This window comes from Bradyrhizobium sp. WBOS08, assembly GCF_024585125.1.
Lineage (GTDB): Bacteria > Pseudomonadota > Alphaproteobacteria > Rhizobiales > Xanthobacteraceae > Bradyrhizobium > Bradyrhizobium japonicum_B.
Map to the genome: position 1 here is coordinate 3,886,576 of NZ_CP028988.1, position 23,815 is coordinate 3,910,390.

The following is a 23,815-nucleotide window of genomic DNA, read 5'->3' on the forward strand; positions in this document are numbered from 1 at the left end:
TGGGGCGCTTCGCTCCTTCTCGACGGCCCCATGGCGGATTACGACCTTGCGATCATCGGCGGCGGTCTGAACGGTGTCAGCCTCGCGCGCGATGCGGCCGGCCGCGGTCTGCGGGTCGTCCTGTTCGAGCAGGGCGATCTCGGCGGCGCGGCGTCCTCCGCGACACCGCGGCTGATCCACGGCGATCTGTCGGTGTTGGAGCGGCGCGGGTTCTGGCGGGTGCGCCGGGCGCTTGCCGAGCGCCGGGTCTGGCTCGCCATCGCGCCGCATCTGGTCCGGCCGATGCGCTTCGTGATCCCCGCGCACTCCGACGAGCGTCCGCCCTGGCTGCTGCGGGCCGGCCTGTATGTTTACGACGTGCTCACGAACCGCGGCGGCCTGCCGCCATCAGCCACCATCGACATCACGCATCATCCGGTCGGCAACGCGCTGAAGCGCCCGTTCGGCACGGCCTTCGAATATTCGGACTGCGTCGTCGACGATTCCCGCCTGGTGGTGCTCACGGCGCTGGATGCGGCCGAACGCGGCGCTGCGATCCGCACCGGCGCGCGCTGCGTGCGGGCCGATAGAACGGACATCTGGCGGCTCGCGGTGGTCGATCGCGGCCATCGCCGCACGATCACGGCCCGGGCGCTGGCCGACACCACCGGGGCGTGGGCGGCGATGGTCGCGGATACCGTGCTGCGCCAGCCGCAACCTGCCGCAGTGCCCATGCAGATGAGCCAGATCATCGTGCCCCGGCTGTTCGATTCCGACAACGTCTACGTCTTCCAGAACAGCGACGGACGCCTGATCTTCGCCTCTCCTTTCGAGCGGGAGTTCACGCTGATCGGCACCGTCACGAACGAGTTCACCGGCGATCCCGCCATCGTCGCGATGCGAGGGGCCGATGTCAGCTATCTCTGCGAGGCGGCCAGCCGCTATTTCCGCGAGCGCATCGCCCCGGCCGACGTGGTCCGGGCGGTCTCCGGCGTCAATCTGAAGCCGGCGTCCGCACCGCGAGGTGACGGCACGACCTTGTTCCACGCGCGCCGGCGCAAGGCGCCGCTGATCACGATGTTCGGCGGCGACGTCACCACCTCGCGCCTGCGCGCCGAGCGGGCGGTGACGAAGCTGACGCCGTTCTATCCGATGTCGCCGCCCTGGACTGCAGGCGCGGCGCTGCCCGGCGGCGATTTCGGCTGGGATCGTTTCGACACCGAAGTCGATCTTGCGCGCGAGCGCTGGCGCTTTCTCTCCGAAGCGCAGGCGCAGCGCCTGGTCGCCGCCTATGGCTCGCGCTTGGCCGCCGTGCTGGGGGAGGCCAAGACCCGCGGCGAGCTCGGGCCCGCCTTCGGTTCCGAACTGACCGGGGCCGAGGTGCGCCATCTCATGACCCGCGAATGGGCGCGCTTTCCGGATGATGTGCTGTGGCGCCGCTCCAAGCTCGGCCTCACCATGCCGGCCGCGGATCTTGAGGCGCTGGCCGCATTTATGGCGGGTGTGAACGATCCACCGTGACCCGGTTGAGCAAAAGCCGATCGGCCGCTAGCGTGCGGCGGAATCGGGGTTTGCAGGAAACATGACGGACGAATTGCCGAAAACGCACGCCGCGACAGGTGCTGCCGATGGAGACGCGGCCGCAGCCGGACAGCCGTTGCTGCGCATCGAGGCCGTCGCCAAGACATTTGGGACGTTCCGCGCCGTTGACGGCGTCTCGCTCGATATCAAGGCCGGGGAGTTCTTCGCGCTGCTGGGCCCAAGCGGTTGCGGCAAGACCACGCTGCTGCGCATGCTCGCGGGCTTCGAGGCGCCGGACGAGGGCCGCATCCTGCTCGGGGGTCAGGACATCGCGCAGGCGTTGCCGCATGAGCGGCCGATCAACATGATGTTCCAGAATTACGCGCTGTTTCCGCATTTGTCGGTGCGCGACAACATCGCCTTCGGCCTGAAGCGCGCCGGCATGGCGCGTGCGGACATCGCCACCCGTGTGGCCGAGATGGTCGCACTGGTGAAGCTCGAAGGGCTCGAGAAGCGCAAGCCCGACCAGCTCTCGGGCGGCCAGCGCCAGCGCGTCGCGCTCGCGCGCGCGCTGGCGCGCCGCCCGCAATTGCTGCTGCTCGACGAGCCGCTCGCGGCGCTCGACAAGAAGCTGCGGGAGAGCACGCAAGGCGAGCTGATGGAGCTGCAGCGCCGGCTCGGCATGACCTTCATCATCGTCACCCACGACCAGGAGGAGGCGATGACGATGGCTGATAGAATCGGCGTGATGAACGCCGGAAAGCTCGTTCAGGTCGCGAGCCCGCGCGAGCTCTACGAGGCGCCGCGCTCGCGCTGGATCGCGGAGTTCGTCGGCGACGTCAATCTGTTCGACGGCGAGTCCAAATTGCGCGACGGTCATCGTCTGGTCATCGGCACGCGCGATGCGGGAGCGCTGGTGGTGGCCGAGCCGCGCGAGCCGGTCGGCGCGGGTAAATTGGCGGTGGCGGTCCGCCCCGAGAAGGTCAAGCTGTCGCGGCATGGCCCGGTAGCCGAGGCCGGACGTGAGACGGCGATCAACCGGCTCGACGGCGTGATCGCCGACATCTGCTATCTCGGCGGCACCACCACCTACAAGGTGAAGCTCGACACCGGCGGAACGGTGCAGGCGTCCGTCGCCAACAGTGCGCGCACCGACGTCGATGCCTACAGCCTGAACCAGCATGTCGTCGCCTGGTTCACGCCCGACGATTGCGTGGTGCTGCAATCATGAGCGCCCGCCGCATCTTCGCGAGGCCGGCGCGTTTCGCCGCGATCGCTCCCTATGTCTGGATGGTGCTGTTCTTCCTGGTGCCGTTCGCCTTTGTGCTGAAGATCAGCCTGTCGCAGACGGCGATCGCGCAGCCGCCCTACGAGCCGGTGTTCGACCTCACGGCCGGGTGGGATGAGCTCAGGGCTGCGTTCGCTGCGCTCTCGATCGACAATTTCAGGCTGCTCGCCTCCGACGACATCTACCTGTTCGCCTATGTGCGCAGCCTCACCGTTGCGGTGACGGCGACCGCACTGTTGCTCCTGATCGGCTATCCCATCGCCTATGGCATGGCGCGGCTGCCGAAGCGCTGGCAGGCGGTGGCGATGGTGCTGGTGATCGTGCCGTTCTGGACCTCGTTCCTGATCCGCATCTATGCCTGGATCAACATCCTCCAACATGACGGCCTGCTCAACCAGATCCTGCTGGCGCTGCACCTGGTCAGCCAGCCCGTGGTCTGGCTCTCCACCGACAGCGCGATGTATATCGGCATCGTCTATTCCTATTTGCCGTTCATGATCCTGCCGCTCTACGCCACGCTCGCCAAGATGGAGCCGGCGCTGGAGGAGGCGGCCAGCGATCTCGGTGCGCCGCCCTGGCAGGTGTTCTGGCTCGTCACCTTCCCGTTGTCGCTGCCCGGCGTCGGTGCCGGTGTGCTTTTGTGCTTCATTCCCATCGTCGGGGAGTTCGTCATCCCGGACCTTCTGGCCGGCTCCAATTCACTGATGATCGGCCAGACCCTGTGGCTCGAATTCTTCACCAACAAGGACTGGCCGGTCGCCTCTGCTGCGGCCATCGTGCTGCTGGCCGTGCTCCTGGTGCCGCTGTTGCTGTATGAGCGGCTGCAGAAGCGGCAGCTGGAACAAGGGCGCTGAGACCATGCGCAAGCTCTCCCGTCTCTCCCGCTTCAACATCGTCTCGCTCGCGCTGGGGCTCGCGTTCCTTTATCTGCCGATCCTCATCCTCGTCATCTATTCCTTCAACGCCTCGCGCCTGGTGACCGTCTGGGGCGGCTGGTCGCTGCGCTGGTATCACGAGTTCTTCAATGACCGCGCCATGATCGAGGCGGCCTGGATGAGCCTGCGGGTCGCGGTCTCCTCCGCCACCATCGCCACCCTGCTCGGCACGCTCGCCGCGGTCGCGCTGTCGCGCGGCGAGCGGTTTCGCGGCCGCACGCTGTTCTCCGGCATGCTCTACGCGCCGCTGGTGATGCCCGAGGTGATCACGGGATTGTCGCTGCTGCTGCTGTTCGTGGCGCTCAACGCCGAGCGCGGTTTCTGGACCGTGACGATCGCCCATACCACGCTGACGATGTGCTTCGTCGCCGTGGTGGTGCAATCCCGCCTCGGCTCGCTCGATCGTTCGCTGGAGGAGGCGGCGATGGACCTCGGCTGCGACCCGGTCCGCGCGTTCGTGGCCGTCACGCTGCCGCTGATCGCGCCCTCGATCGTCGCCGGCTGGATGCTCGCCTTCACGCTGTCGCTGGACGATCTCGTCATCGCGAGCTTCACCACCGGTCCCGGCTCGGCGACGCTGCCGATCCGGATCTACTCCGAAGTGCGGCTGGGTGTGAAGCCGGAGATCAACGCGATCTGCACGCTGGTGATCGCCCTGATCGCGGTCGTCATCGTGCTCGCCTCGCTCGCCTCGAAACTGTCGAGCTCGCAGGGCGAGAGCGCAGCGCCGCTGTAGCCTCTGCTATCATTGCGAGGAGCTCTTGCGACGAAGCAATCCAGTCTGTCTCTGCGGAAATAGTCCGGATTGCCTCCGCCTTCGCCAAAGGCTTCGGCGGACAAGTCGCTGCGCTCGCAATGACGAAGGAAAAGTCTACGACTTCACCGCCCCCGCGGTGAGCCCGCCCACCATGTAGCGGCGGAAGGCGTAATAGACCGCGGCCGGCGGCAGTGCATAGATGAAGCCGGTGGTCATCAGCAGCTCCCATGGCGAATCGTCGGCGGCGAGGAAGTTGCCGAGCGCGACGGGGAGGGTGATCTCGCGGTCGTTGGAGAGCAGCAGGAACGCGTAGAGATATTCGTTCCAGGCCAGCAGCACCGCATAGGTGCCGATCGCGACCAGCGAGGGCATCATCAGCGGCAAATAGACCAGGCGGAAGATCTGCAGCGTCGTCGCGCCGTCCATTACGGCGGCCTCGTCCAGCTCGACCGGCAGCTTGTCCGAGGCCTGCTTCAGCACCCAGATCGCGTAGGGCGAGGCGATCGTCACCATCGCCAGAATCAGCGACCAGTGATTGTTGAGCAGGCCGTAATTGCCCATGGTCCGGTACATCGGCACGGCGAGGAACGCCGCGGGAATGAAATAGGTGAACAGCGCAAGGTTCAGCACGGTGCGTCCGCCCGGCACCTTCAATCGCGAGATCGCGAACGCTGCGGATGTCGCGATGAACAGCGTCAGCACGCCGACGGAGACGGCGATCACGGTCGAATTCCAGAACTGGATGTAGAAGTCGCGCAGGAAGTAATGCTGCTGCTTGAACACGATCTGAAAGTTGTGCAGCGTCGGATGATCCGGCCACAGCTTGCCCGAGAACGCGTCCTCCTTCGGGGAGATCGCGAACAGGAACATGTGATAGATCGGGATCATCGTCCACAGGAAGACGGGAATGCCGATCAGCAGCAGCCGCGCTTCGGTCGCGACATCACGGAGAGAGGGGAGCTTCATCGCGACAACCGTTTCATCATGAAGTACACGAGCGGCAGGACGAACGGCATCGCGCAGACGATGGATGCCATCGCCAGCGAGAGCTGGTCGAGGCGGAGATAGCGGATGCCGAGCGTCGCCAGCACGTGCGTGAGATCTGCCGGGCCGCCGCCGGTGAGCAGATAGACGCTGTTGAAGTCGCCGAGCGTCCAGATCATCGAGAGCAGCGTGCAGGTGACGTAGAGCGTCTGCATCGACGGCCAGGTGATGTAGCGGAACTTCTGCCACCAGCTCGCACCGTCGACCTCGGCGGCCTCGAACAGATCGTGCGAGATCGCAAGGCGCCCGGTGATCAGGATCAGCGTCCAGAACGGCAGCGACTTCCAGATGTGCACGGCGATCGCCATGCTGAGCGCCACGGTCGGATCGTTCAGCCAGTTCGGGCCGTCATCGCCGGTGAGGGAGAAGATGTAGTGGTTGATCATGCCCCATTCGGGATTGAGCATGAAGCGCACCGACAGGATGGTCGGGATCGACGGCACCGCCCACGGCAGGATGAAGATCACCGACAGCCATTTGATCCAGGTGCGCTGCTGCACGAAGAAGCCGGACAGGAACAGCGCGATCAGCATCTTGATGTTGATGCCGATGACCAGGAAGATCAGCGTGTTGATCGCGGCGCGCGCGAAAATCGGGTCGTTGTAGAGCGCGACGTAATTTTCCGGCGCGCGCGCCAGCCACAGCCCGTAGCAGACGGGATAGACGACGAAAGCGAGGAAAACGAGCAGATAGGGCGCGAGCAGCACGATGCCCCAGACCTGCGCCGGGGTCAGCCGCGACGACAGGGGCGGGCCGGGCATAGCCTGATCGCCAGAGAGGGTGATCGCCATTCTTCAGGACTCATCAAAGAGAAGCCGGCCGCGAAACGCGGCCGGTGTTGTTCTTACACCTCTTCCCGCAACGCGGGGAGAGGTGAGGATGACATCAACCCGCGACCTGCTTGATGCGGGCGATCATCTCGTCGACGGCCTTCTCGACCGGAACCTTCTCGCTGACGACGCGATTCATCGCCTTGGCCCAGATGTTCTCGTTGTTGAGAATCGTGAACTTCCAGTTCTTGGTGAAGTCGAACTGAGAGGTGCCGCCCTTGAACTGCGTGTAGACGGCCTTGCGGTGCTTGTCGGCCTGCCAGAACGGGCTTTCCTGGCTTTCCTTGGTCACCGGGAACCAGCGGCCGAGCGCGCCCTCGATGTAGGGACGGACGTTCTCTTCCTGGAGCAGGAAGCTGATGAACTGCTTGGCCTCGGCCTTGTTCTTGGCCGCGGTGAACACCAGTCCGGTCTTGACGTCGGAGCGGTACTTGATGGTCGAACCATCCGGCGCCTTGGGGAAGGACGCCGTGATGATGTCCTGCTCGTAGGCCTTCTTGCCGGCGTCGCGCTGTTCCTGAGTGAGCGCCTGGTTCTGCGAGTCCTCGAACCACTTCGCCGCGATCGAGATCGTGAAGTTGTGGGTCATCACGATGGTCTTGTTATGGAAGGCGACGTTGTTGTCGGGATCCTTCCAGGTCGTGGAGGACGGCGGCGTGCAGCCCTTGATGTAGGTGTCGGTGTAATCCTTCATCGCCTTGATCAGGTTCTCGCGAACCTTGGGATCGTCGACCGTGAGCTTGCCGTCGTCGTCGACCAGCTTGACATGATAGGCGTCCATGAAGGTGTAGAACGACTGGAAGGAATCGGTCGATTCCACGCCCATCGGCTGTCCGACGGCATAGAGGCGCTGGCCCGTGGCCTTGCGGATCGCCGGCTGCACCTTGTCGCACCAGAACGTCCAATACCCCGTCCAGTCGTTCGGGATATCGGCCAGCTTGAAGCCGGCCTTCTCCAGCATGTCGTTCCAGATCTGGACGTGCATGCTCTGCTGCTTCAGCGGAAAGCCGTAATAGGCCTTCTTCTTGGCGACGTCGTTGTAGAGGATCGAGGCATCCAGCGTGTTCTGCACGAACCGGCCCTTGATCGGCTCCATGACGTCGGAGAGATCCTCGAGCTTGCCCTCATAGGCCCATTTGCCCTGGGCCTGGACGTCATAGGAATCGGAATAGGCGACATCGGGCACGGTGCCGGCATCGAGCGCGGCGACCGTCTTCGGAATCATGTCCTGGATCGCGTATTGCGACAGCTCGACCTTGATGCCGGTCTTGGCTTCGAACTTCTTGATCGTCTCGATCAGCGCGTCGTCTTCGGAGCGATAGAAGCCCTTGCCCCACCAGACCGTGATCGTCTTCTGCTGCGCAAATGCGGGTGCAGCGGCTGCAAACAGCCCGGCCGCAGCGACCGCCAGTGATACTGCGCCAATAACCTTGGATTTCACGTTTTTCTCCCTCAAACGGCCGGTGTTTTTAACCGGTCGAAAAAACACTAGCGCATGATGGTAGCGCAATCAACGCAGCATGTTGTCAGACCTAGGTCGCGGGTGTCGGTCTGTGGCGATGCTTAGCGCGCGCATCGATCCAATCGCCGCATCAATTCGCCCCGATCAATTCGCGAAGTCCGGGCAGCGGCAGAGAATCGCGCGATCCTCAGTTGGACTTCGCATTCTCCTTGGCATTCTCCGCCGTCGGCGATCCGTCCTGTGCGGGGCGCTTGCCGCCCCCGGTGATGCGCTGCTTCAACAGATCGAGGAAGGGCGAGGCCGCGGGCGACTGCCGGATCAGGCTTTCAGGGTCGGGGAAAATCAGCGGATCGTCCCACGGGCCCTGCACCATGAAGGGCAATTGAAAGCCGGACGCCGTATTGAGGCTCGCCACGCCCTTCATGTCGTATTCGCGCGTCGGCACCGAGGCGGTGCCGGTCAGCGTGATCTTCGCCGCCGGCCCTTCGATGCGGATGTCCTCCGCGGTGGCGATCCCGTCGGAGAATTTCACCGCGATGGTGAGATTGTTGTACGGCGTCGAACCGTTGCGGAAATTGCCGCCGCCCGAGAGCGGCCGCCGCTCCAGGCGCTTCAGGAGCTGCTCGGCGTTGAAGCCCGAGATCGCGCCGTCATGCCCGGTGACGGTGGCGCTGCCGTCGAGCGACTGCACGAGGCCGAACGGGCTCGAGCCAGAGGCGAACAGCGACACGTTGATGTTGCCGCGTCCGGACAGCTTGTTGAGGCCGAACAATTCGGTGGCGCAGGCCTGAAGATCGACGTCGGTGAACTGGAACTGCGCCTTGATGTCGGCGACCGTGTCGGAGCGTGCGATGCCGAACGAGCCCTTGGCGATGCCGCCATAGACCTGGGCCTCGCCGACCGAGAGCGCCAGCGTGCCGTTGCGCAGATTGGCACCGATCGCGGTGCGGCCGAGCTTGGTTGGCCCGACCGTCAGCTTGGCCGCCGACAGGCGCATGTCGAGGTCGGTGGTCGACAATCCCTGGAGATCGAACAGCTGCCTGTTCCAGTCGCGCGCCCCGCTCGCGAGCAGGCGGAAGGTCGAGATATAGGGCGTGAAGTCGAGCGCGTCGGCGGCAAGCGTCGCCTGCAGCGTCTGCCGGCCGTTATTGGCGTAGGTCATGACGCCCTCGGCGGCGTTGCCGTCGAGCTCGACATTGACATTGGTGAGCGCGATCGACGGGCCGACGACATTGGCGCGCGCCTTCAGCGCGAAACGGCCGAAGCCGCCGCTGGCGGGCTGCGGCTGCCCGGTCCAGCGCAGCGCGTTGCGCAAGGAGGGGCTGTCGATCGTCAGCGTGCCCTCCATCATCGGGCTGGTGCGGTTGGCGACGCTGCCGTCGAAGGCGAGCTTGAGCGGCGCGCTGGCGATCCGCGCCTTCAACCCCGAGCGATCGCCGGAGAGGGCGGCGACGAAATCGGAAAAGCTGATCGAGCCGTCGACACGCTCGCCGCGCCAGTCGAACTGTCCCGTCGCGGCGAAGGAGCGCGAGATCGAGGGCCAGGCCAGCGATAGGTCGATGTCGCCGAGCCGCTCGGTGGCGTGGGTGGCTGCGTCCTCGTAGTCGAGCACGCCATCCTGGATCCGGATTTCGGAGAACGAGACCTGATTCTCGGCCCCGGGCTTCATGGTGCGCGCGATGGTCTGGATGAACGGCGTCCAGTTGCTCTCACCGTCCGGCTTCAGGCTGACATGGATGCGCGGCCGCAGCAGCATCAGGTCGGCGATCTCGAACCGCTGCAGCAGGAGCGGTAGCAGCCGCAGATTGGCGGTGAGCACGTCGACATGGAGCGCGGAATCGGTGGTGCCGCCGCCCTTCAGGCCGACGTCGCGGAAGGAGATGTAGCTCGCCGGCAGCAGCGAGATGTCGATGCTGCCTGCGACGCTGAGCTCGAGCCCGGTGACGTCGCGGATCTGCGCTTCGACCGCCTTGCGCAGCGCGTCGCGGTTGATGAGCCAGGAGGTCGCGATCAGGGCGATCAGCGCCACGCCGAGCAGCGCCGCGATCGGCGTCCCGAGGCGCTTCATTCCTTGGGCCATGGTCAATGGCGTGTCCTGATCGGGTTGGTCGTTGGAGCCGGAAGGGCGGGTCGGAAAACCTGCGTGGCCACGCCCAAGCCCTATGATGTTAAGTCCCGCAACTTGATGGGTTTTCTTGTCGCTTTCAAGGCCGTGGACGGTTCTGCCCACGGCCTGGGCAGCTTCTATCACCCGGGCGAGGTGCGGAGAACCCCGTATCATTGACGGCTTTGGAGGATTTCGCCTAATAATCGCCGCCAATACGGCGCGACGCCTCCAAACCGAAGGTTCAGTCGAAGGTCATTTGCATGAACAAGGTCTATCCCGACGCCAAGTCGGCTCTGTCAGGCATCTTAAAAGACAACATGATGATCATGTCGGGAGGTTTCGGCCTCTGCGGCATCGCCGAGGAGCTGTCGGATGCGATCCGCGAGTCCGGCGTCAAGGGCCTGACGGTGGTCTCCAACAATGCAGGCGTCGACGGCATCGGGCTCAGCCGCCTGTTGGAAACGCGGCAGATCAAGAAGATGATCTCGTCCTATGTCGGCGAGAACAAGCTGTTCGCCCAGCAATTCCTCGCCGGCGAGCTGGAACTCGAATTCAATCCGCAGGGCACGCTGGCCGAGCGCATCCGCGCCGGCGGCGCCGGCATTCCGGCCTTCTACACCAAGACCGGCGTCGGCACGCTGATCGCCGAAGGCAAGGAAGTGAAGGAATTCGACGGCGAGAAGTATCTGATGGAACGCGGGCTGTTCGCCGACCTCGCCATCGTGCATGCCTGGAAGGGCGACACCGCCGGCAACCTCATCTACCGCAAGACCGCGCGCAACTTTAACCCGATGATGGCGACCGCCGCCAAGATCACGGTGGCCGAGGTCGAGCATCTGGTTCCGGCCGGTGAACTGAATCCCGACCACATCCACACGCCCGGCATCTTCGTGAAGCGCATCGTCGAGGTCGGCACGGCCAAGAAACGCATCGAATTCCGCAACACCCGCCCGCGCACCGCCGCCTAGGCGTATCAGGAGACTCACATGGCCTGGACCCGTGAACAGATGGCCGCGCGCGCTGCGAAAGAACTGCGCGACGGTTATTACGTCAATCTCGGCATCGGCATCCCGACGCTGGTCTCGAACTACATCCCCGACGGCATGGACGTCTCCTTGCAGAGCGAGAACGGCATGCTCGGCATGGGTCCATTCCCCTTTGAGGGCGAAGAGGATCCCGATCTCATCAACGCCGGCAAGCAGACCGTCAGCGAGCTGCCCTCGACCTCCTATTTCTCGAGCGCCGATTCCTTCGGAATGATCCGCGGCGGCCACATGGATCTCTCCATCCTTGGCGCCATGCAGGTGGCCCAGAACGGCGATCTCGCCAACTGGATGATCCCCGGCAAGATGGTCAAGGGCATGGGCGGCGCGATGGATCTCGTCGCCGGTGTCAAGCGCGTGATCGTGGTCATGGAGCATTCGGCCAAGGACGGCCCGAAGCTCTTGAAAAAGTGCAATCTGCCGCTGACGGGCGAGCGCGTGGTCGACATGGTCGTGACGGATCTCGCCGTCTTCACCATCGACAAGCATGGCAATGGCGGCATGGCGCTGATCGAGCTCGCCGACGGCGTTTCGCTCGACGAGGTCAAGTCCAAGACCGAAGCCGAATTCCGTGTGGCACTGAAGAACACGTAAGGTCGCCGTCGCAGAGGGCGCGCATGGCGATAAGGTCGGCGCGTCCCGAAGACGCCCAATTCATCGTCCAGACCATCCTGTCATCGCAGCGCGGCTACCGGTCGCGCGGCTGGTTCGACGTCGCGCTCGGCTGGCCCGATGCGCGGTGTCGCGACTTCATCGCGCGCATCGTCGTCGCGGACGCGGTGTCGATGTGGCACATCTCGCAATTCCTGGTCGCCGAGATCGACGGCAGGCCGGCGGCGGCGCTCGGTGCTTTCCCGGCAGCAGGCACGGGGCCTGCGGCCTGGCGCGCGATCGAGGAAGTCGCGGCCGCGATCGGGCTCGCGGCGCCGGAGCTGGAATCCATCCGCCGACGCGCCGCCTATACGCGCGCCTGCTGGGTCCAGGGCGGCGAGGGCGATTGGATGATCGAATACGTCGCGACCGATCCCGCCTATCGCGGCCGCGGCCTCGTGCAGGCGTTGATCGCGCATGCGCTGGACAAGGGCCGGGCAGCTGGCTTTAGGCGGGCGACGATCTCGTTCCTGATCGGCAACGAGCCCGCCGAGCGCGCCTATGCCAAGGCGGGTTTTGTCTTTGCGGAGGAGAAGCGCGATCCCGGGTTCGAGGCGATCATCGGCGCTCCCGGCTTTCGCATGTTCGCGCGAGCGATTTGATTGTCCCTGATGGCTTGAATGCGCAGACGATGTGTCCATGCCTTCACGCGGGGCCGCTCGGCACCTCGGAGAACCGGGTTAGCCAGACCACCGGGCCGATGCTGGCGGCGATGATCAGGAGGGCCGCGAGCGCGCCGTCCTCGAAATTGCCGCGGCTTGCGAACTGGTAGATCGACGTCGACAGCGTCTCGACGTTGAGGGGCCGCAACAGCAGCGTTGCCGGCAGCTCCTTCAGGCAGTCGACGAACATGATGATGACGGCGCCAAGCATCGCGGGCCGGAGCAACGGCAGATAGATCTGCCTCAACATGACCGCCTGGCCCGCGCCGACCGTGCGCGCGCTCTCGTCATAGTCGCGCGGAATGCTGTCGAACCCGGCCTTGATCATGCCGACCGGCACGGCCAGAAAACGAATCGTGTAGGCAATGACGACGGCCGTCCCCGAGCCGACCAGGATCAGCCCGGGCAGCGAACGTCCCGTCCAGGTCGCGACCGCGCTCAGCGCGCTGTCGACCGCCAGCACGGGGGTCAGCAGGCCGAGGGCAATCACGAGACCCGGCAGCGCGTACCCGGCCTGCGCGATGCTCATCGCCAGATATCGCAGGGGATCCGGCCGAAAGCGGTGCGCGATCGTCGTGGCGAGTGCAAGCATCAGCGCCATCAGCGTCGCGAGCGCTGCATAGGCAAACGAATGGAAGGTGTGGCGCCACAGCAGCGGATCGAAATTTGCAAGCAGTCCGCGACCGAGAGCCTGATGCGCCAGATAGAACAGCGGCACGACGAAGCCGATCAGCACCGGCAGCGCGCAGACCGCGAACGCGATCCACGCCCTTGCGCCCGAAAGCGGGGTTCGCTGCCTCACATGCGGGCTTTCGGCCGAGAACTCGGCGTCGGCGTTGCGACGGCCGTAGCGCTCCATCGCGATCAGGCCGGCGACGATCGCAAGCATCAGGCATGCGAGTTGCGCCGCGCCAGCAAGGCTGCCGCGGTTGAGCCAGGTGGTGAAGATCGAGACCGTCAGCGTGCGGATGCCGAGATACTCGCTGGCGCCGATGTCGTTGAGCGTTTCCAGCGCGACCAGCGCCACGCCGACCGCGAGCGCCGGCCGCGCCATCGGCAGTGAAACGCGCCAGAAGACAGTCCATCGGCCGGCCCCCAGCGTCGTAGCCGCCTCGGCGAATTCGGCAGACTGAACCTGAAACGTCGCGCGCGCCGACAGATAGACGTAAGGATACAGCACGAGCCCGATCACGAAGATGGCGCCCGGCAGCGAGCGCAGGTTGGGCAGAAGGCCGAGGGCATCGCGCAGCGGCAGCCAGATCGCCAGGGTGCGATGCACCAGGCCGAGCGGTTCGAACAGGTCGGCATAGACGTAGGCCGCAAGATAGGTCGGAATCGCCAGCGGCAGCGGCATCAGCCACAGGAGCATGCCCCGGCCGGGAAAATCGTGGCGCGATATCACCCATGCGGTGCCGGCGCCAACCAGAAGTGTCAGCGCGCCAACTCCGACGAGCAGAAGGGCGGTGTCCAGGAGCGCGGCCGGCAGCACGTAGTTGATCAGGTCGTGCCACACATCGGTCGCCGGCTGCAAAGCCAACGAAACGATCGAGATCACGGGCGCCGCGACCAGGATCGCGGTTGCGATCGCGATTGCGGTTGCGGCGCGCCCGGCGTGGGCGCGGCCTCTCAAGCGAGGCCGCGCGCCCGAAGGTTCTGCCAGTTCGAGGGACGAGGGCCGCCAGAGATCAGTTGTCAAAGCCGACCTTGTCCACCAGCGAGGCCGCAGCCTTGCGGTTGGCGGCGATCTTTGCAATCGGCAACGGATCTGGGGCGAGCTTGCCGTAGCCCGCGATGGTGGCGTTGATGGGGACGCCGCTCCGAACCGGATATTCGTAGTTCTGGTCGGCGTACATCTGCTGCGCCTGCTCGCTGACGAGCCACTCGATCAGCTTGATGCCGTTGGCCTTGTTGGGCGCGTGCTTGGCGAGCAGTACGCCGGAGAGGTTGACGTGGGTGCCGCCGCCCTCGAAGGTCGGCAGGATGACGCGGGTCGCCTCCGCCCACGGCTTCTTCTCGGGATCGTTGTTCATCATCAGCGCCCAGTAATAGGTGTTGCCGATGCCAATGTCGCACTTGCCGGCGGCCACGTCACGCGCGGCTTCGCGATCGCCGCCCGACGGCTTCTGCGCGAGATTGGCCTTCACGCCGCGCAACCATTCCTCGGCCTTGGCCTCGCCGTGCTTGGCCGTGTAGGCCGCGAACAGGGCGTTGTTGTAGATGTGCTGGCCCGAGCGAATGCAGATCTTGCCCTTCCACTTGGGATCGGCGAGCTCCTCATAGGTAATTTTGTCCTGCTTGACGCGATCCTTCGAGGCATAGATCACGCGCGCGCGCATGGAGATGCCGGCCCAGTGTCCGTCCGGATCGCGATACTGCGCCGGCACGACCTTGTCGACCACGTCCGACTTGATCGGCTGGGTGACGCCCGCTTGCACGGCCTCGTCGATGCGGCCGATGTCCACCGTCAGCAGCACGTCGGCCGGACCGTTGGCGCCTTCCGCCTTCATACGCTGCTCCAGACCTGAGCTTGCGGAGACGACATTGACCTTGATGCCCGTATCCTTGCTGAAGGCGTCGAACAGGGGCTGGATCAGCTTGGTCTCGCGATAGGTATAGACGTTGACCTCGCCATTGGCGGCTGCTTTCGAGGCAAAGGATAGGGTCAGGCTCAACACCGCCGCGGAGGCGGCGAGGACGCGAAGATTGATCATAAGGGCTGCTCCAGGCGGGCGATTGACGCCGGATTGAGTAGCGCAGGCAGTGCGGCAAAGTCAGCGACGCGATGTCGCGAAGAGCGTGACTTAGAGCGATTCCAATATCTCCTACTTTAGATCGATTCTAATCGATGGAGACGTCGACGGAAAAACGTATGTGCGCCGCGACGATCATGATCTTGCCGCCCACACCTTGCTCCAGCGCGCCGATACGCTCGCGACCCACGACGTCTCCTCGCGCACCAGGCGGAAGCCGAGATTGGCGGGCGGCACGCCCTGGGCGCAGCCCCCGGCGCGGGCGTCGCGGATGAAATCGGTGACATAGGCGCGGTGCGCGCCCTCGGCGACGCGCACGCCGCAGTTCACGGTCGGGCGGCCGGCATTGCCTGAAGCGTCGAAGCGCGAGCGCACGAAGCAGGTCGAAGTCCACTCCCAGACATTGCCGGCGAGATCTTCGATGCCGTGCTCGTTCGGGCCGAACTTGCCGAACGGATAGGCCTTGGTGTCGGAGAGGTCGCGTTCGGATTCGCGCTCATAGCGGCTGATCCAGCGCTTTGAAGGATCATTCGCATCGACCGCGAGACCGTCGTCCTTGAATCTGGAGCCGGCGGCAAAGGCCCATTCCTCATCGCTCGGCAGCCGGTAATGATGGCCGGTCTTGCGCGACAGCCAGCCCGCATAGGCCTCGGCGTCGTGCCAGCTCACCTGCACCGCAGGGCGGTCGGGGGCGATCGCCACGTCGCGATCGAAGGCGCGGCAGGCGCCATCCTGGACGCAAAGCTGATAGTCGGACGACGAGACCTGGTTTCGCATGATGTGCAGCGGGCGGTCGACGCGCATCGTGCGCAGCGGCGCTTCCGCCTGCTGCCCGCCGCGCGTGAAATCGCCGGCCTCGCGATAGGACAGGATGCCCGGTGCGACCCTGACGATCGCGGGCTCCGTCGCCGTGCCGCGGACCGTCATGGTCGAGACCAGCGGCGCCATCGCGATCGGACCTGCGAGCCCGGCGGCGCAGGCGAGTGCCAGTTTGAGCTTGAATGCGATCAGCATGGTCGTTCCTCGAAAGGAAGAAGGGGCCGGTGATGACCGGCCCCCTTGTCGCGTCTAGTGGGTCTTGGGCGCCGGGATCTCGGCAGGTGCCTTCACCTGGGTCATCAGATCGTCGTTCCACTTGCCTTCGACCTTGAAGTGCGCGGTCGCGCCGAGATTGGCCGCCTCGATCAGATTGTGCGTGACATAGGCGTAAATGCCGGGCTGCTGGAATTGATACAGCGCAGCTCCCGCCGACCCGCCGCGGATGAACCATGTCTCGAGCCCGACCTCCGGTGCATTGCCGAACTTTCCGGTCTCCCAGACATAATCGCCATGCCCGCCGATCAGATGCGGACGGCTGTCGCGATTGGCCTGCGAATGCACGATCAGCACGTTCTCCCCAACCTTGGCGGTGAGCGCGTTCTTGCCGGTGAGCGCGCCGGCCTTGCCGTTGAAGACGACATGGGTGGGGATCAGCTTGTTCATCACCTCTTCGGTCTCGGTAAAGGCTTCGCCGGGCGATTCGTAGGACTTGAAATTGCCCTTCGCGTCACGCGGCACGTACATGTCCTGCTCGCCGATATAGTAGACCTTGTCGTACTTCAGGGCGTGGCCCTTGCCGTCGTTCAGTCCGTCGCGCGGCAGCACCATCACGGCGCCGTTCATGCCGGAGACGACGTGCCAGGGGATCATCGGGCCTCCCGGTGCGCAGTGATAGACGAACACGCCGGTCTTGGTCGCCTTCCAGCGCAGCACGACCTGCTCGCCGGGATTGACGAGCGTGAGCTCGCCGCCACCGAGCGCGCCGGTCGCGGAGTGGAAGTCGATGTTGTGCGGCATGGTGTTGGTGGCGGGATTGACCAGCGTCAGCTCGACATAGTCGCCCTCATGCACGACCATGAGCGGTCCCGGCATCGAGCCGTTGAACGTCATCGCCTGGAAGGTGGTGCCCTTGTCGTCGATGACGACCTTCTTTTCCTCGACGGTCATCGTGAATTCGACGATCTTGGGGCCCTGGGTCGTGGCCTGCTCGTGCGCGTGCACGAAGGGCGGAGCGACCAGCTCCACCTTCTGACGCGGCAGCTTGAGATCGCTGGCGGCGAAAGCCGGGGCCGCCAGCATCAGGGCAGTCGCGGCGGCGCTGATCAATGCGGCTCTGCGGGTGAACATCGGAAGCATCCTTCATGTGAATAGATCTGATAACGGATGCAGTGTGCGCCGATCCCGGCAAGCGTATTTGCGCTGCAACAAGCTTTCGCCGTGATTCACCTCCGCAATGGTACTTAGGCGTCCTCGTGAAGTAGTATCGTCGATACCGCATTGATCGATTCCGACGTCGTCATGGCGGATGTCGAGGCTCAGCGAACAGACGCCGGACAGCGGTGTCGATATTCTGACACGCGACTGATCGCCGCCGATGCGTCAGGCGTCGCAATTATCGATGTCGTGCGGTGCGCAGAATTGCTGAGCGTGAGCACCGCGTCTGTGCTCAGCGGCGACTCGTTCGCATCTTCAAGTGGGATAATTATTCAACCGGTGACGTGGCCGTCACCTTTCGCAGGGGCGGCCGATACGACCCGCGACCGTCGCGCTGCGCGGTCCATGCGATCGATCGTCGGATCGCAACTAGATGAGCTGCACGGCAAGCCAGACAGTTGCCCAGACCGCCAGCGACAGCACGGCGAAGACAGCGATGATGGCGGCCAGAGCGCGCGCGGTGCCGGCCGGAGCCGGTGCGACCGGGGTCGGCCGGAAGTCGTCGAAGCGCGGGATATGGCCGCGGACGTCGAGCAGGGAAAGGATCAGTTCGAGTGCGAGAAGCCTCATGGCAAACGCTCCGGATGGCCGCGCGAATGTTCTCATCATTGCCGGGAACCGGTCGCCCGGCTTTGCGCGAGCGCAAAGTCGCCTCGGCGCATCCGGGTTAATTGAAGTCATTCCGTGATTTGCCGTGATGTCTGCACACGGCCTAGATTTACGAATGGGTAAGACATGAGAGCTGATCTTGCGGCAAGCTACGGCGAAGAGCGATTGCCGCGCTACACGAGCTACCCGACCGCACCCCATTTCTCGACGGCGATCGGTCCGGACACCTACGCCCGGTGGCTGGCGGAACTGCCGGCGGGCGCCAGCGCGTCGCTCTATCTCCACGTGCCGTTCTGCCGCGAGATGTGCTGGTATTGCGGCTGCCACACCCAGATCGCCCGCCGGGACGAGCTCATCGCCGGCTATCAGCGAACCCTGCGCAACGAGATCGCGCAGATCGCCGAAACCATCGGCCGCCGCATCAAGGTGGAGCACATCCATTTCGGCGGCGGCACGCCGACGATCATGGCGCCGGAGGCTTTCGTCGAGCTGATGGCGACGATGCGCCAGAAGTTCTTCGTGCTGCCCTCGGCCGAGATCGCGGTCGAGATCGATCCCCGCACCTTGACGGCCGACATGGTCGAGGCGATGCGGCTCTCCGGCGTCAACCGCGCGAGCCTGGGCGTGCAGAGCTTCGATCCCGTGGTGCAGCGGGCGATCAATCGCGTGCAGAGCTTCGAGCAGACGGCGTCCGTGGTCGACATGCTCAGGCGCGCCGGAATCGCGGGAATCAATTTCGACCTGATCTACGGGTTGCCGCACCAGACCGTCGCATCGTGCCTCGATACGGTTCGGCGCAGCCTCACCCTCGCGCCCGACCGCCTCTCCGTATTCGGCTACGCCCATGTGCCGCAGTTCAAGAAGCACCAGCGCATGATCAACGAAGCCGTGCTGCCTGACGGCCTCGCGCGCCACGACCAAGCTTGCGCGATCGCCAATGCGCTGAAGGAGGCCGGCTACGTGCAGATCGGGCTCGATCATTTCGCCCGGCCCGGCGACGCCATGGCGGTGGCCTTCGAGGAAGGGACCCTGCGGCGCAATTTTCAGGGCTACACCACCGACCAGAGTGAAGTCCTGCTGGGCTTTGGCGCCAGCGCGATCGGTCATTTGCCGCAGGGTTACGTCCAGAACGAGGTGCAGATCGGCGCCTATGCGCAGAGCATCGTCGCCGGCCGTCCCGCGACCGCGAAGGGCTATCGTCTCACCGAAGACGACCGGCTGCGCGCCGACATCATCGAACGCATCATGTGCGAGTTCAGTGCCGATCTCGGCGACATCTGCGCGCGCCATGGCGCCGAGGCCGCGACGATGCTGCGCTCCGCGGCGCGTCTGAGCCCGCTGATCTCCGACGGCGTCGTGAGGCTGGAGGGCAATCGCCTCGCAGTCGCAAAAGACTCGCGCTTCCTGGTCCGCAGCGTCGCCGCCGCGTTCGACGCGCATCTCAACCCGGCAAAGCAGCTGCACAGCCGGGCGGTGTAATTCGTCATTCCGGGGCGCGCGCAGCGCGAGCCCGGAACCCATTTCTGTACGTCATCCGCCGCCCGATCGATTCTCAGGTGCGCAATTGCGCATCGAAGTTCGCGCCAAACGGCGCGCCCCGGCATGACGAGCTGCGGGAAACGGCAACTGCTTGCGCTTGCACAAAGAAACTCCGCGCTCCTCCGTTATCGTCGTCTCCGAACGGAGTTGTCCATGTCCTTTGGATCCGACGATCTGGTCGATGACATCATGCGTACGGCGCCGCACACCATCCGCGTGTTTCTAGCCTTTAAACTGGCTTGTGTCGGTTGCCCGATCGCAACCTTCCACACGGTGGATGATGCCTGCCGCGAGCATGGCATCGACCGCGAAAAATTCCTTGCCGCACTGGTCGATTGCGTGCCGGCGTGAAACGGTCTGGAATTCGTGCGGGCGCGCGCGGATTCTCGGGTGAGGGGCGGCTTTCGCCGTAAGCGGAGGCGCCCTCACTCCTATCTCGTCTTGGCCGCAGACGCCTTGGTACGGCCGTTACGACGCCCCGCTGTCTGCGCTCCGCTCCGCCAGCACGACGATCCCGTGCGGATCGCGCAGGATGATGCGCTGACGGCCGCTTTCGACGAGGCCCTGGCTTTCCCAGCCGCTCAGGATGCGGCTGACGGTGTGCAGCGTCGTGCCGGTCATCTGCGCGATGTCCTGACGGCTGATCGGGAAGTCGATCTCGATGCCGCGGTCGAGCTTCTTGCCGGACTGCTTGGCGAGACGCAGCAGCGCATGCGCGACGCGCTGCTCGACCTGCTGAGTCGACATTTCCAGGATGCGGGTGTGGCTCTCCTGAAGGCGGGTGCCGACGGTCTGAAGCGTGTTGGCGGCAAGCGAGGGAAATCGCTCGACCAGCCGCGGCCAGGCCGAGGTCGGCCAGATCAGCACCACGCTATCGTCGACTGCGGTCGCGGTCGCCGGGTATCGCGAGGCGCCGATCGCCATGGCGAGCCCGAACGTTTCGCCGGGCGCGACGTAGCGCACTACGATCTGCTCGCCGGTCGGCGTGGTCTTGGCCGCGCGGACGTGGCCATGCAGCAGCAGGAAGAACGACTGTGCGTCCGCACCCTGCTCGAAGATGGCACTGTTCTTGGGATATCGCGCCGAACGGGCCTCACGCAGGATCTCGTCCAGAGCTTCTGGCGTGACCCCGGCAAACAGCGGCAAATGCGCAACCAGCGATGTGTCGACCTTGGCCATTCTGCCTCCTTGGCGTCCGGGAGTGTGATGGCACCTGCAATCGTCCGATAGTTTGCGATAGCGCAAAACGGAACGGTCGGCTGGCAGTATTTTTCCAGACAACGGACTGAAATTCATTGGAGTTGACCCATGGCTGGCGCCCGATCCCGCAATTATCAGGGCTGGCCGCTGTTTGCGAACAGTTTTCGGCCTTTCTTCCTGCTGGCCGCGATCCAGGCCGGATTGTCGATCCTGGCCTGGCTGCCGATGTTCTATGGCGAATTGTCGGTGAGTTCCGCATTCGCGGCGCGCGACTGGCACGTCCATGAGATGCTCTACGGCTTCCTCCCCGCCGTGATCACCGGGTTCCTGTTCACGGCCATTCCGAACTGGACCGGCCGGCTGCCGATCCAAGGCACCTCGCTCGGGGCGCTGGTGATGGTCTGGCTGGCCGGGCGGGTCGTGGTGACGCTGTCGGCCGATACCGGCTGGGCGTTCGCGTTGACCGTCGACGCCGCCTTCCTGGCGCTGGTCGTCGCCGCCGCGGCGCGCGAGATCATCGCTGGCGGCAACTGGCGCAACCTGCCGGTGGTGGGGCTGGTGTCCGTTCTGCTCGCCGGCAACGTCGCTTTCCATCTCGAGGCGCATTCCCAGGGCGCGGCCGATGTCAGCATCCGCGTCGGCATCGGCGTGGTCATACTGCTGATCGCACTGATCGGCGGCCGCATCATTCCGAGCTTCACGCGCAACTGGCTGGTCAAGTTCAATCCCGGCCGGCTGCCGGTGCCGTTCGGACGTTTCGACGGCGCAGTGATCGGATGCAGCGCGCTCGCGCTCGTCTCGTGGGTCGTGGCGCCGCTGAATGTCGTCACCGGTGTGCTGATGGCGCTTGCCGGCGGGCTGCATCTGGTGCGGCTTGCGCGCTGGGCCGGCGATCGCACCTTGCGCGAGCGGCTGCTCGTGATCCTGCATGTCGGTTACGTGTTCGTGCCGTTCGGCTTCATCCTGCACGCCGTTGCGGTGTTCGGAGCGCTGCCGCCGAGCGCCGGCATCCACGCCTGGATGACCGGTGCGGCGGGAACCATGACGCTCGCGGTGATGACCCGTGCCAGCCTCGGGCATACCGGACAGGCCTTGACGGCTTCGCCCGCGATCCAGGGCATCTATGCCGCAATCATCATCGCGGCTCTGGCCCGGATTGCTGCGGTGGTATTTCCCGCGCATGATTATGTGTTGTTGCACCTCGCTGCCTGCGGCTGGCTGGTCGCGTTCCTCGGATTTGCCGTCGCGTTCGGGCCGCTGCTCGCCGGCAGCCGGCGGCGGGCCCTCGCCATCATGGGCGTGCCGGCCCCGGCGCGCTGAACTCAGGCCGCGCTCGCCGACCGCGCATCGGCCGCCGGTGGTCGCACGCCCTTGCGCCAGTCGGTGATGGTGCAGCCGAAGCGACCGCGGAACCAGCGCGCCATGGCGCTCTGCGCGGAGAAGCCAAGCTGCAGCGCAATGTCACCCAGCGGCCGCCCGGGGTCGTCGATCAGCTGAGTGACGAGATCGGCGCGTTGCGCATCCAGGATGGCCGAGAAGCTGGTGCCTGCTGCGGCGAGATGGCGGTGGATGGTGCGGCGGGTGCAGGCAAGATGCTCGGCGACGCGCTCGACGGTGCAGTCGCCGGTAGCGAGCAGGGTCCGCACGACCTCGTCGACCTTCCCCTCCCAACTTGCCGGCCGGGTCTCGATTGCCTCGATGCGCTTGCGCAGATAAGTCGCGACCAGGGGGTGCGCGCCCGGGATCCGGCGCTCCATGTCGTGTGCCGACAGCAGGATCGCGTCGTCCTCGGCGTTGAAGGTCACGCGGCAGCCGAAAAAGTCGCGATAGCGCTTGCGGTCCTTCGGCGGCGGATAATGCAGATGCACTTCCTGCGGCCGCCAGTCATGGCCGAACAGCGATTGGATGATGCGGTGGACGCTGCCGAGGGCCATGTCGATCGACTGCCGCGGCGCGCTCGGCTGCCGGCCGCGCAGATGCAGCCTCACGGTCACGGTCTGCCTGCCGCGCGTCACATCCAACCGCATGCCGTCATGATGGATATGGATGAAGTGCGAGAAGGCTTCGATCGCTTCGCCCACGGTCGCCTGCTCGCGCACGATCAGGCCGACCGCGCCGAAATTGGTCAGGCCGCCGCGCTCGGCGAGGCGCAAGCCGAAATCTTCGGCGCCGGACGCCGCTGCCGACAATTCGAGCAGACGGCGCAGGCCGGCGACGGCGATGGGAGTGTCGGGCTTGTTGAGACAGGCCAGCGGCAGCCTGGCCTTGCGCATCATCTGTTTGGGATCGAGCCCCACCGACCGGGCGATTTCCGGGTAATAGCTCAAGCCTGCGCTGCGAACGAGGTCGGTCATGCGAACCGTTCCTGCCAGCCATTCCCGCAGATGTCCCGAAATGTAAAGTTTCTGTCTCGGTCCGTCAAATCCGGGAACCGGGCGGGACATACATAGGGGAAACCGAGGCACTGGCGGGAATACCGTGCTCATGACGGCGCGGCGCGGCGATGGGGCCTGCCTTCCGTCTCGGACCATTTGACCAAGACATTGCTGGATCGGGATATGCCGGGAAACACGCTTTCCAAGGGTGAGGTATTCGTCATCGAGACCGATGCGGCCTCCCGCGAACAACTTTCAGCCGCGCTCCAACAGAGCGCCTATGACGTGATCTGCTTCGCCGACGGTGCGTCTCTGTTGTCCGAGGCAAAGGCGCGGATGCCGGCCTGCGTGCTGATGGAGTTGCCGCCCGATCGCTCCGGCCTCGACATGCTCAGGCGGCTGCGCCAGGAAAACTGCATGGCGCCGGTGCTGGTGACCTCGGCGAACGGTAGCATCGCCCTGGCGGTCGACGCCATCAAGAGCGGCGCGGCGGACTTCATCGAAAAGCCGTTCCGCACCCATGACATCGTCGGCCGGATCGATGCCGCCATCGATGAATTCGCGCAGCCCCGCACGAGCCGACAGGGCTGGCTGCCCGGCTGCGAGCCGCTGACTGCGCGCGAAGCCGACGTGCTCGAACACCTTGCCGCCGGCCTGACCAACAAGGAGATCGCCCGCCGCATGCATCTGAGTGCGCGGACGGTCGAAGGTTACCGCGCCGGCATCTTGAAGAAGGCTGGGGCCAAGAACGTGACCGATCTGCTCCGCCGCATCTTCGGCCAGGGTTCGCCGACCTTGGCTTGAGACCCG

At 65.0% G+C, this 23,815-nt stretch carries 22 protein-coding genes; 11 read left to right on the forward strand and 11 right to left on the reverse strand.

Annotated features, from left to right (window positions below):
• Positions 1-30: 30 nt before the first annotated feature.
• The 4 genes from DCM80_RS18495 (at position 31) to DCM80_RS18510 (ending at position 4,459) form a co-directional block, all read left to right on the forward strand.
• Positions 31-1,500 (forward strand): glycerol-3-phosphate dehydrogenase, encoded by a 1,470-nt coding sequence (locus tag DCM80_RS18495; protein WP_257192985.1) that lies wholly within the window; start codon positions 31-33, stop codon positions 1,498-1,500.
• A 61-nt stretch (positions 1,501-1,561) separates the two neighbouring features.
• Positions 1,562-2,731: an ABC transporter ATP-binding protein gene (locus DCM80_RS18500; protein WP_257192986.1), complete on the forward strand. Its 1,170-nt coding sequence runs from the start codon at positions 1,562-1,564 to the stop codon at positions 2,729-2,731.
• Positions 2,728-3,642 (forward strand): ABC transporter permease, encoded by a 915-nt coding sequence (locus DCM80_RS18505; protein ID WP_257192987.1) that lies wholly within the window; start codon positions 2,728-2,730, stop codon positions 3,640-3,642. The genes DCM80_RS18500 and DCM80_RS18505 overlap by 4 nt, the downstream gene beginning before the upstream one ends.
• 4 nt (positions 3,643-3,646) lie before the next feature.
• On the forward strand, positions 3,647-4,459 hold the full coding sequence (locus DCM80_RS18510; protein ID WP_257192988.1) for an ABC transporter permease: 813 nt from the start codon (positions 3,647-3,649) through the stop codon (positions 4,457-4,459).
• A 135-nt stretch (positions 4,460-4,594) separates the two neighbouring features.
• Here DCM80_RS18510 and DCM80_RS18515 read toward each other — a convergent pair whose 3' ends face one another.
• The 4 genes from DCM80_RS18515 to DCM80_RS18530 all read right to left on the reverse strand — a co-directional run bounded on the left by DCM80_RS18515 (position 4,595) and on the right by DCM80_RS18530 (position 9,896).
• The gene (locus DCM80_RS18515; protein ID WP_257192989.1) at positions 4,595-5,446 is read right to left on the reverse strand and encodes a carbohydrate ABC transporter permease; all 852 of its coding nucleotides are present in this window, start codon (positions 5,444-5,446) and stop codon (positions 4,595-4,597) included.
• Positions 5,443-6,315, reverse strand: a complete 873-nt coding sequence (locus DCM80_RS18520) for a carbohydrate ABC transporter permease (RefSeq protein WP_028138353.1) — start codon at positions 6,313-6,315, stop codon at positions 5,443-5,445. The genes DCM80_RS18515 and DCM80_RS18520 overlap by 4 nt, the downstream gene beginning before the upstream one ends.
• A 94-nt stretch (positions 6,316-6,409) precedes the next feature.
• Positions 6,410-7,795, reverse strand: coding sequence for an ABC transporter substrate-binding protein (locus DCM80_RS18525; protein ID WP_028138352.1), 1,386 nt, complete (start codon positions 7,793-7,795; stop codon positions 6,410-6,412).
• 208 nt (positions 7,796-8,003) lie between these two features.
• Positions 8,004-9,896: an AsmA family protein gene (locus DCM80_RS18530; protein WP_257192990.1), complete on the reverse strand. Its 1,893-nt coding sequence runs from the start codon at positions 9,894-9,896 to the stop codon at positions 8,004-8,006.
• Between the two features lie 287 nt (positions 9,897-10,183).
• On the opposite strand from DCM80_RS18530, the gene DCM80_RS18535 reads away from it, so the two are divergent.
• From DCM80_RS18535 to DCM80_RS18545, 3 genes are read left to right on the forward strand one after another with little or no spacing between them, the layout of a single operon-like run.
• Complete coding sequence (locus DCM80_RS18535) at positions 10,184-10,891, forward strand: CoA transferase subunit A (protein WP_018317833.1); 708 nt, start codon at positions 10,184-10,186, stop codon at positions 10,889-10,891.
• An 18-nt stretch (positions 10,892-10,909) separates the two neighbouring features.
• A complete protein-coding gene (locus DCM80_RS18540; protein WP_257176773.1) occupies positions 10,910-11,560 on the forward strand; it encodes a CoA transferase subunit B in 651 nt (216 codons plus the stop codon).
• 23 nt (positions 11,561-11,583) lie between these two features.
• Positions 11,584-12,219, forward strand: a complete 636-nt coding sequence (locus DCM80_RS18545; RefSeq protein ID WP_257192993.1) for a GNAT family N-acetyltransferase — start codon at positions 11,584-11,586, stop codon at positions 12,217-12,219.
• A 43-nt stretch (positions 12,220-12,262) separates the two neighbouring features.
• Here the strand turns inward: DCM80_RS18545 and DCM80_RS18550 are convergent, their stop codons facing one another.
• The 5 genes from DCM80_RS18550 to DCM80_RS18570 all read right to left on the reverse strand — a co-directional run bounded on the left by DCM80_RS18550 (position 12,263) and on the right by DCM80_RS18570 (position 17,852).
• Positions 12,263-13,909, reverse strand: a complete 1,647-nt coding sequence (locus DCM80_RS18550) for an iron ABC transporter permease (protein WP_257192995.1) — start codon at positions 13,907-13,909, stop codon at positions 12,263-12,265.
• A 55-nt stretch (positions 13,910-13,964) separates the two neighbouring features.
• On the reverse strand, positions 13,965-14,990 hold the full coding sequence (locus DCM80_RS18555) for a Fe(3+) ABC transporter substrate-binding protein (protein WP_257192997.1): 1,026 nt from the start codon (positions 14,988-14,990) through the stop codon (positions 13,965-13,967).
• 174 nt (positions 14,991-15,164) lie between these two features.
• Positions 15,165-16,043 carry a formylglycine-generating enzyme family protein gene (locus DCM80_RS18560; protein ID WP_257192998.1) on the reverse strand — a complete coding sequence of 293 codons (879 nt, stop codon included), beginning with the start codon at positions 16,041-16,043 and terminating at the stop codon, positions 15,165-15,167.
• Between the two features lie 54 nt (positions 16,044-16,097).
• Positions 16,098-17,195 (reverse strand): copper-containing nitrite reductase, encoded by a 1,098-nt coding sequence (gene nirK / locus DCM80_RS18565; RefSeq protein WP_257192999.1) that lies wholly within the window; start codon positions 17,193-17,195, stop codon positions 16,098-16,100.
• 456 nt (positions 17,196-17,651) lie between these two features.
• Complete coding sequence (locus tag DCM80_RS18570; RefSeq protein ID WP_257176779.1) at positions 17,652-17,852, reverse strand: hypothetical protein; 201 nt, start codon at positions 17,850-17,852, stop codon at positions 17,652-17,654.
• Positions 17,853-18,017: 165 nt separating this feature from the next.
• On the opposite strand from DCM80_RS18570, the gene hemN reads away from it, so the two are divergent.
• Together hemN and DCM80_RS18580 are read left to right on the forward strand one after the other, a co-directional pair.
• On the forward strand, positions 18,018-19,370 hold the full coding sequence (hemN, locus tag DCM80_RS18575) for an oxygen-independent coproporphyrinogen III oxidase (protein ID WP_257193000.1): 1,353 nt from the start codon (positions 18,018-18,020) through the stop codon (positions 19,368-19,370).
• Positions 19,371-19,583: 213 nt separating this feature from the next.
• A complete protein-coding gene (locus DCM80_RS18580) occupies positions 19,584-19,781 on the forward strand; it encodes a DUF1858 domain-containing protein (RefSeq protein WP_028138343.1) in 198 nt (65 codons plus the stop codon).
• Positions 19,782-19,898: 117 nt separating this feature from the next.
• Here DCM80_RS18580 and DCM80_RS18585 read toward each other — a convergent pair whose 3' ends face one another.
• Positions 19,899-20,609: a Crp/Fnr family transcriptional regulator gene (locus DCM80_RS18585; RefSeq protein ID WP_257193001.1), complete on the reverse strand. Its 711-nt coding sequence runs from the start codon at positions 20,607-20,609 to the stop codon at positions 19,899-19,901.
• 129 nt (positions 20,610-20,738) lie between these two features.
• On the opposite strand from DCM80_RS18585, the gene DCM80_RS18590 reads away from it, so the two are divergent.
• Positions 20,739-21,950 (forward strand): NnrS family protein, encoded by a 1,212-nt coding sequence (locus DCM80_RS18590; RefSeq protein WP_257193002.1) that lies wholly within the window; start codon positions 20,739-20,741, stop codon positions 21,948-21,950.
• 2 nt (positions 21,951-21,952) lie between these two features.
• Here DCM80_RS18590 and DCM80_RS18595 read toward each other — a convergent pair whose 3' ends face one another.
• The gene (locus tag DCM80_RS18595) at positions 21,953-22,984 is read right to left on the reverse strand and encodes an AraC family transcriptional regulator (protein ID WP_257193003.1); all 1,032 of its coding nucleotides are present in this window, start codon (positions 22,982-22,984) and stop codon (positions 21,953-21,955) included.
• A gap of 204 nt (positions 22,985-23,188) precedes the next feature.
• Here DCM80_RS18595 and DCM80_RS18600 point away from each other — a divergent pair, with 204 nt between their 5' ends.
• Complete coding sequence (locus tag DCM80_RS18600) at positions 23,189-23,809, forward strand: response regulator transcription factor (protein WP_257193004.1); 621 nt, start codon at positions 23,189-23,191, stop codon at positions 23,807-23,809.
• Positions 23,810-23,815: the final 6 nt, after the last annotated feature.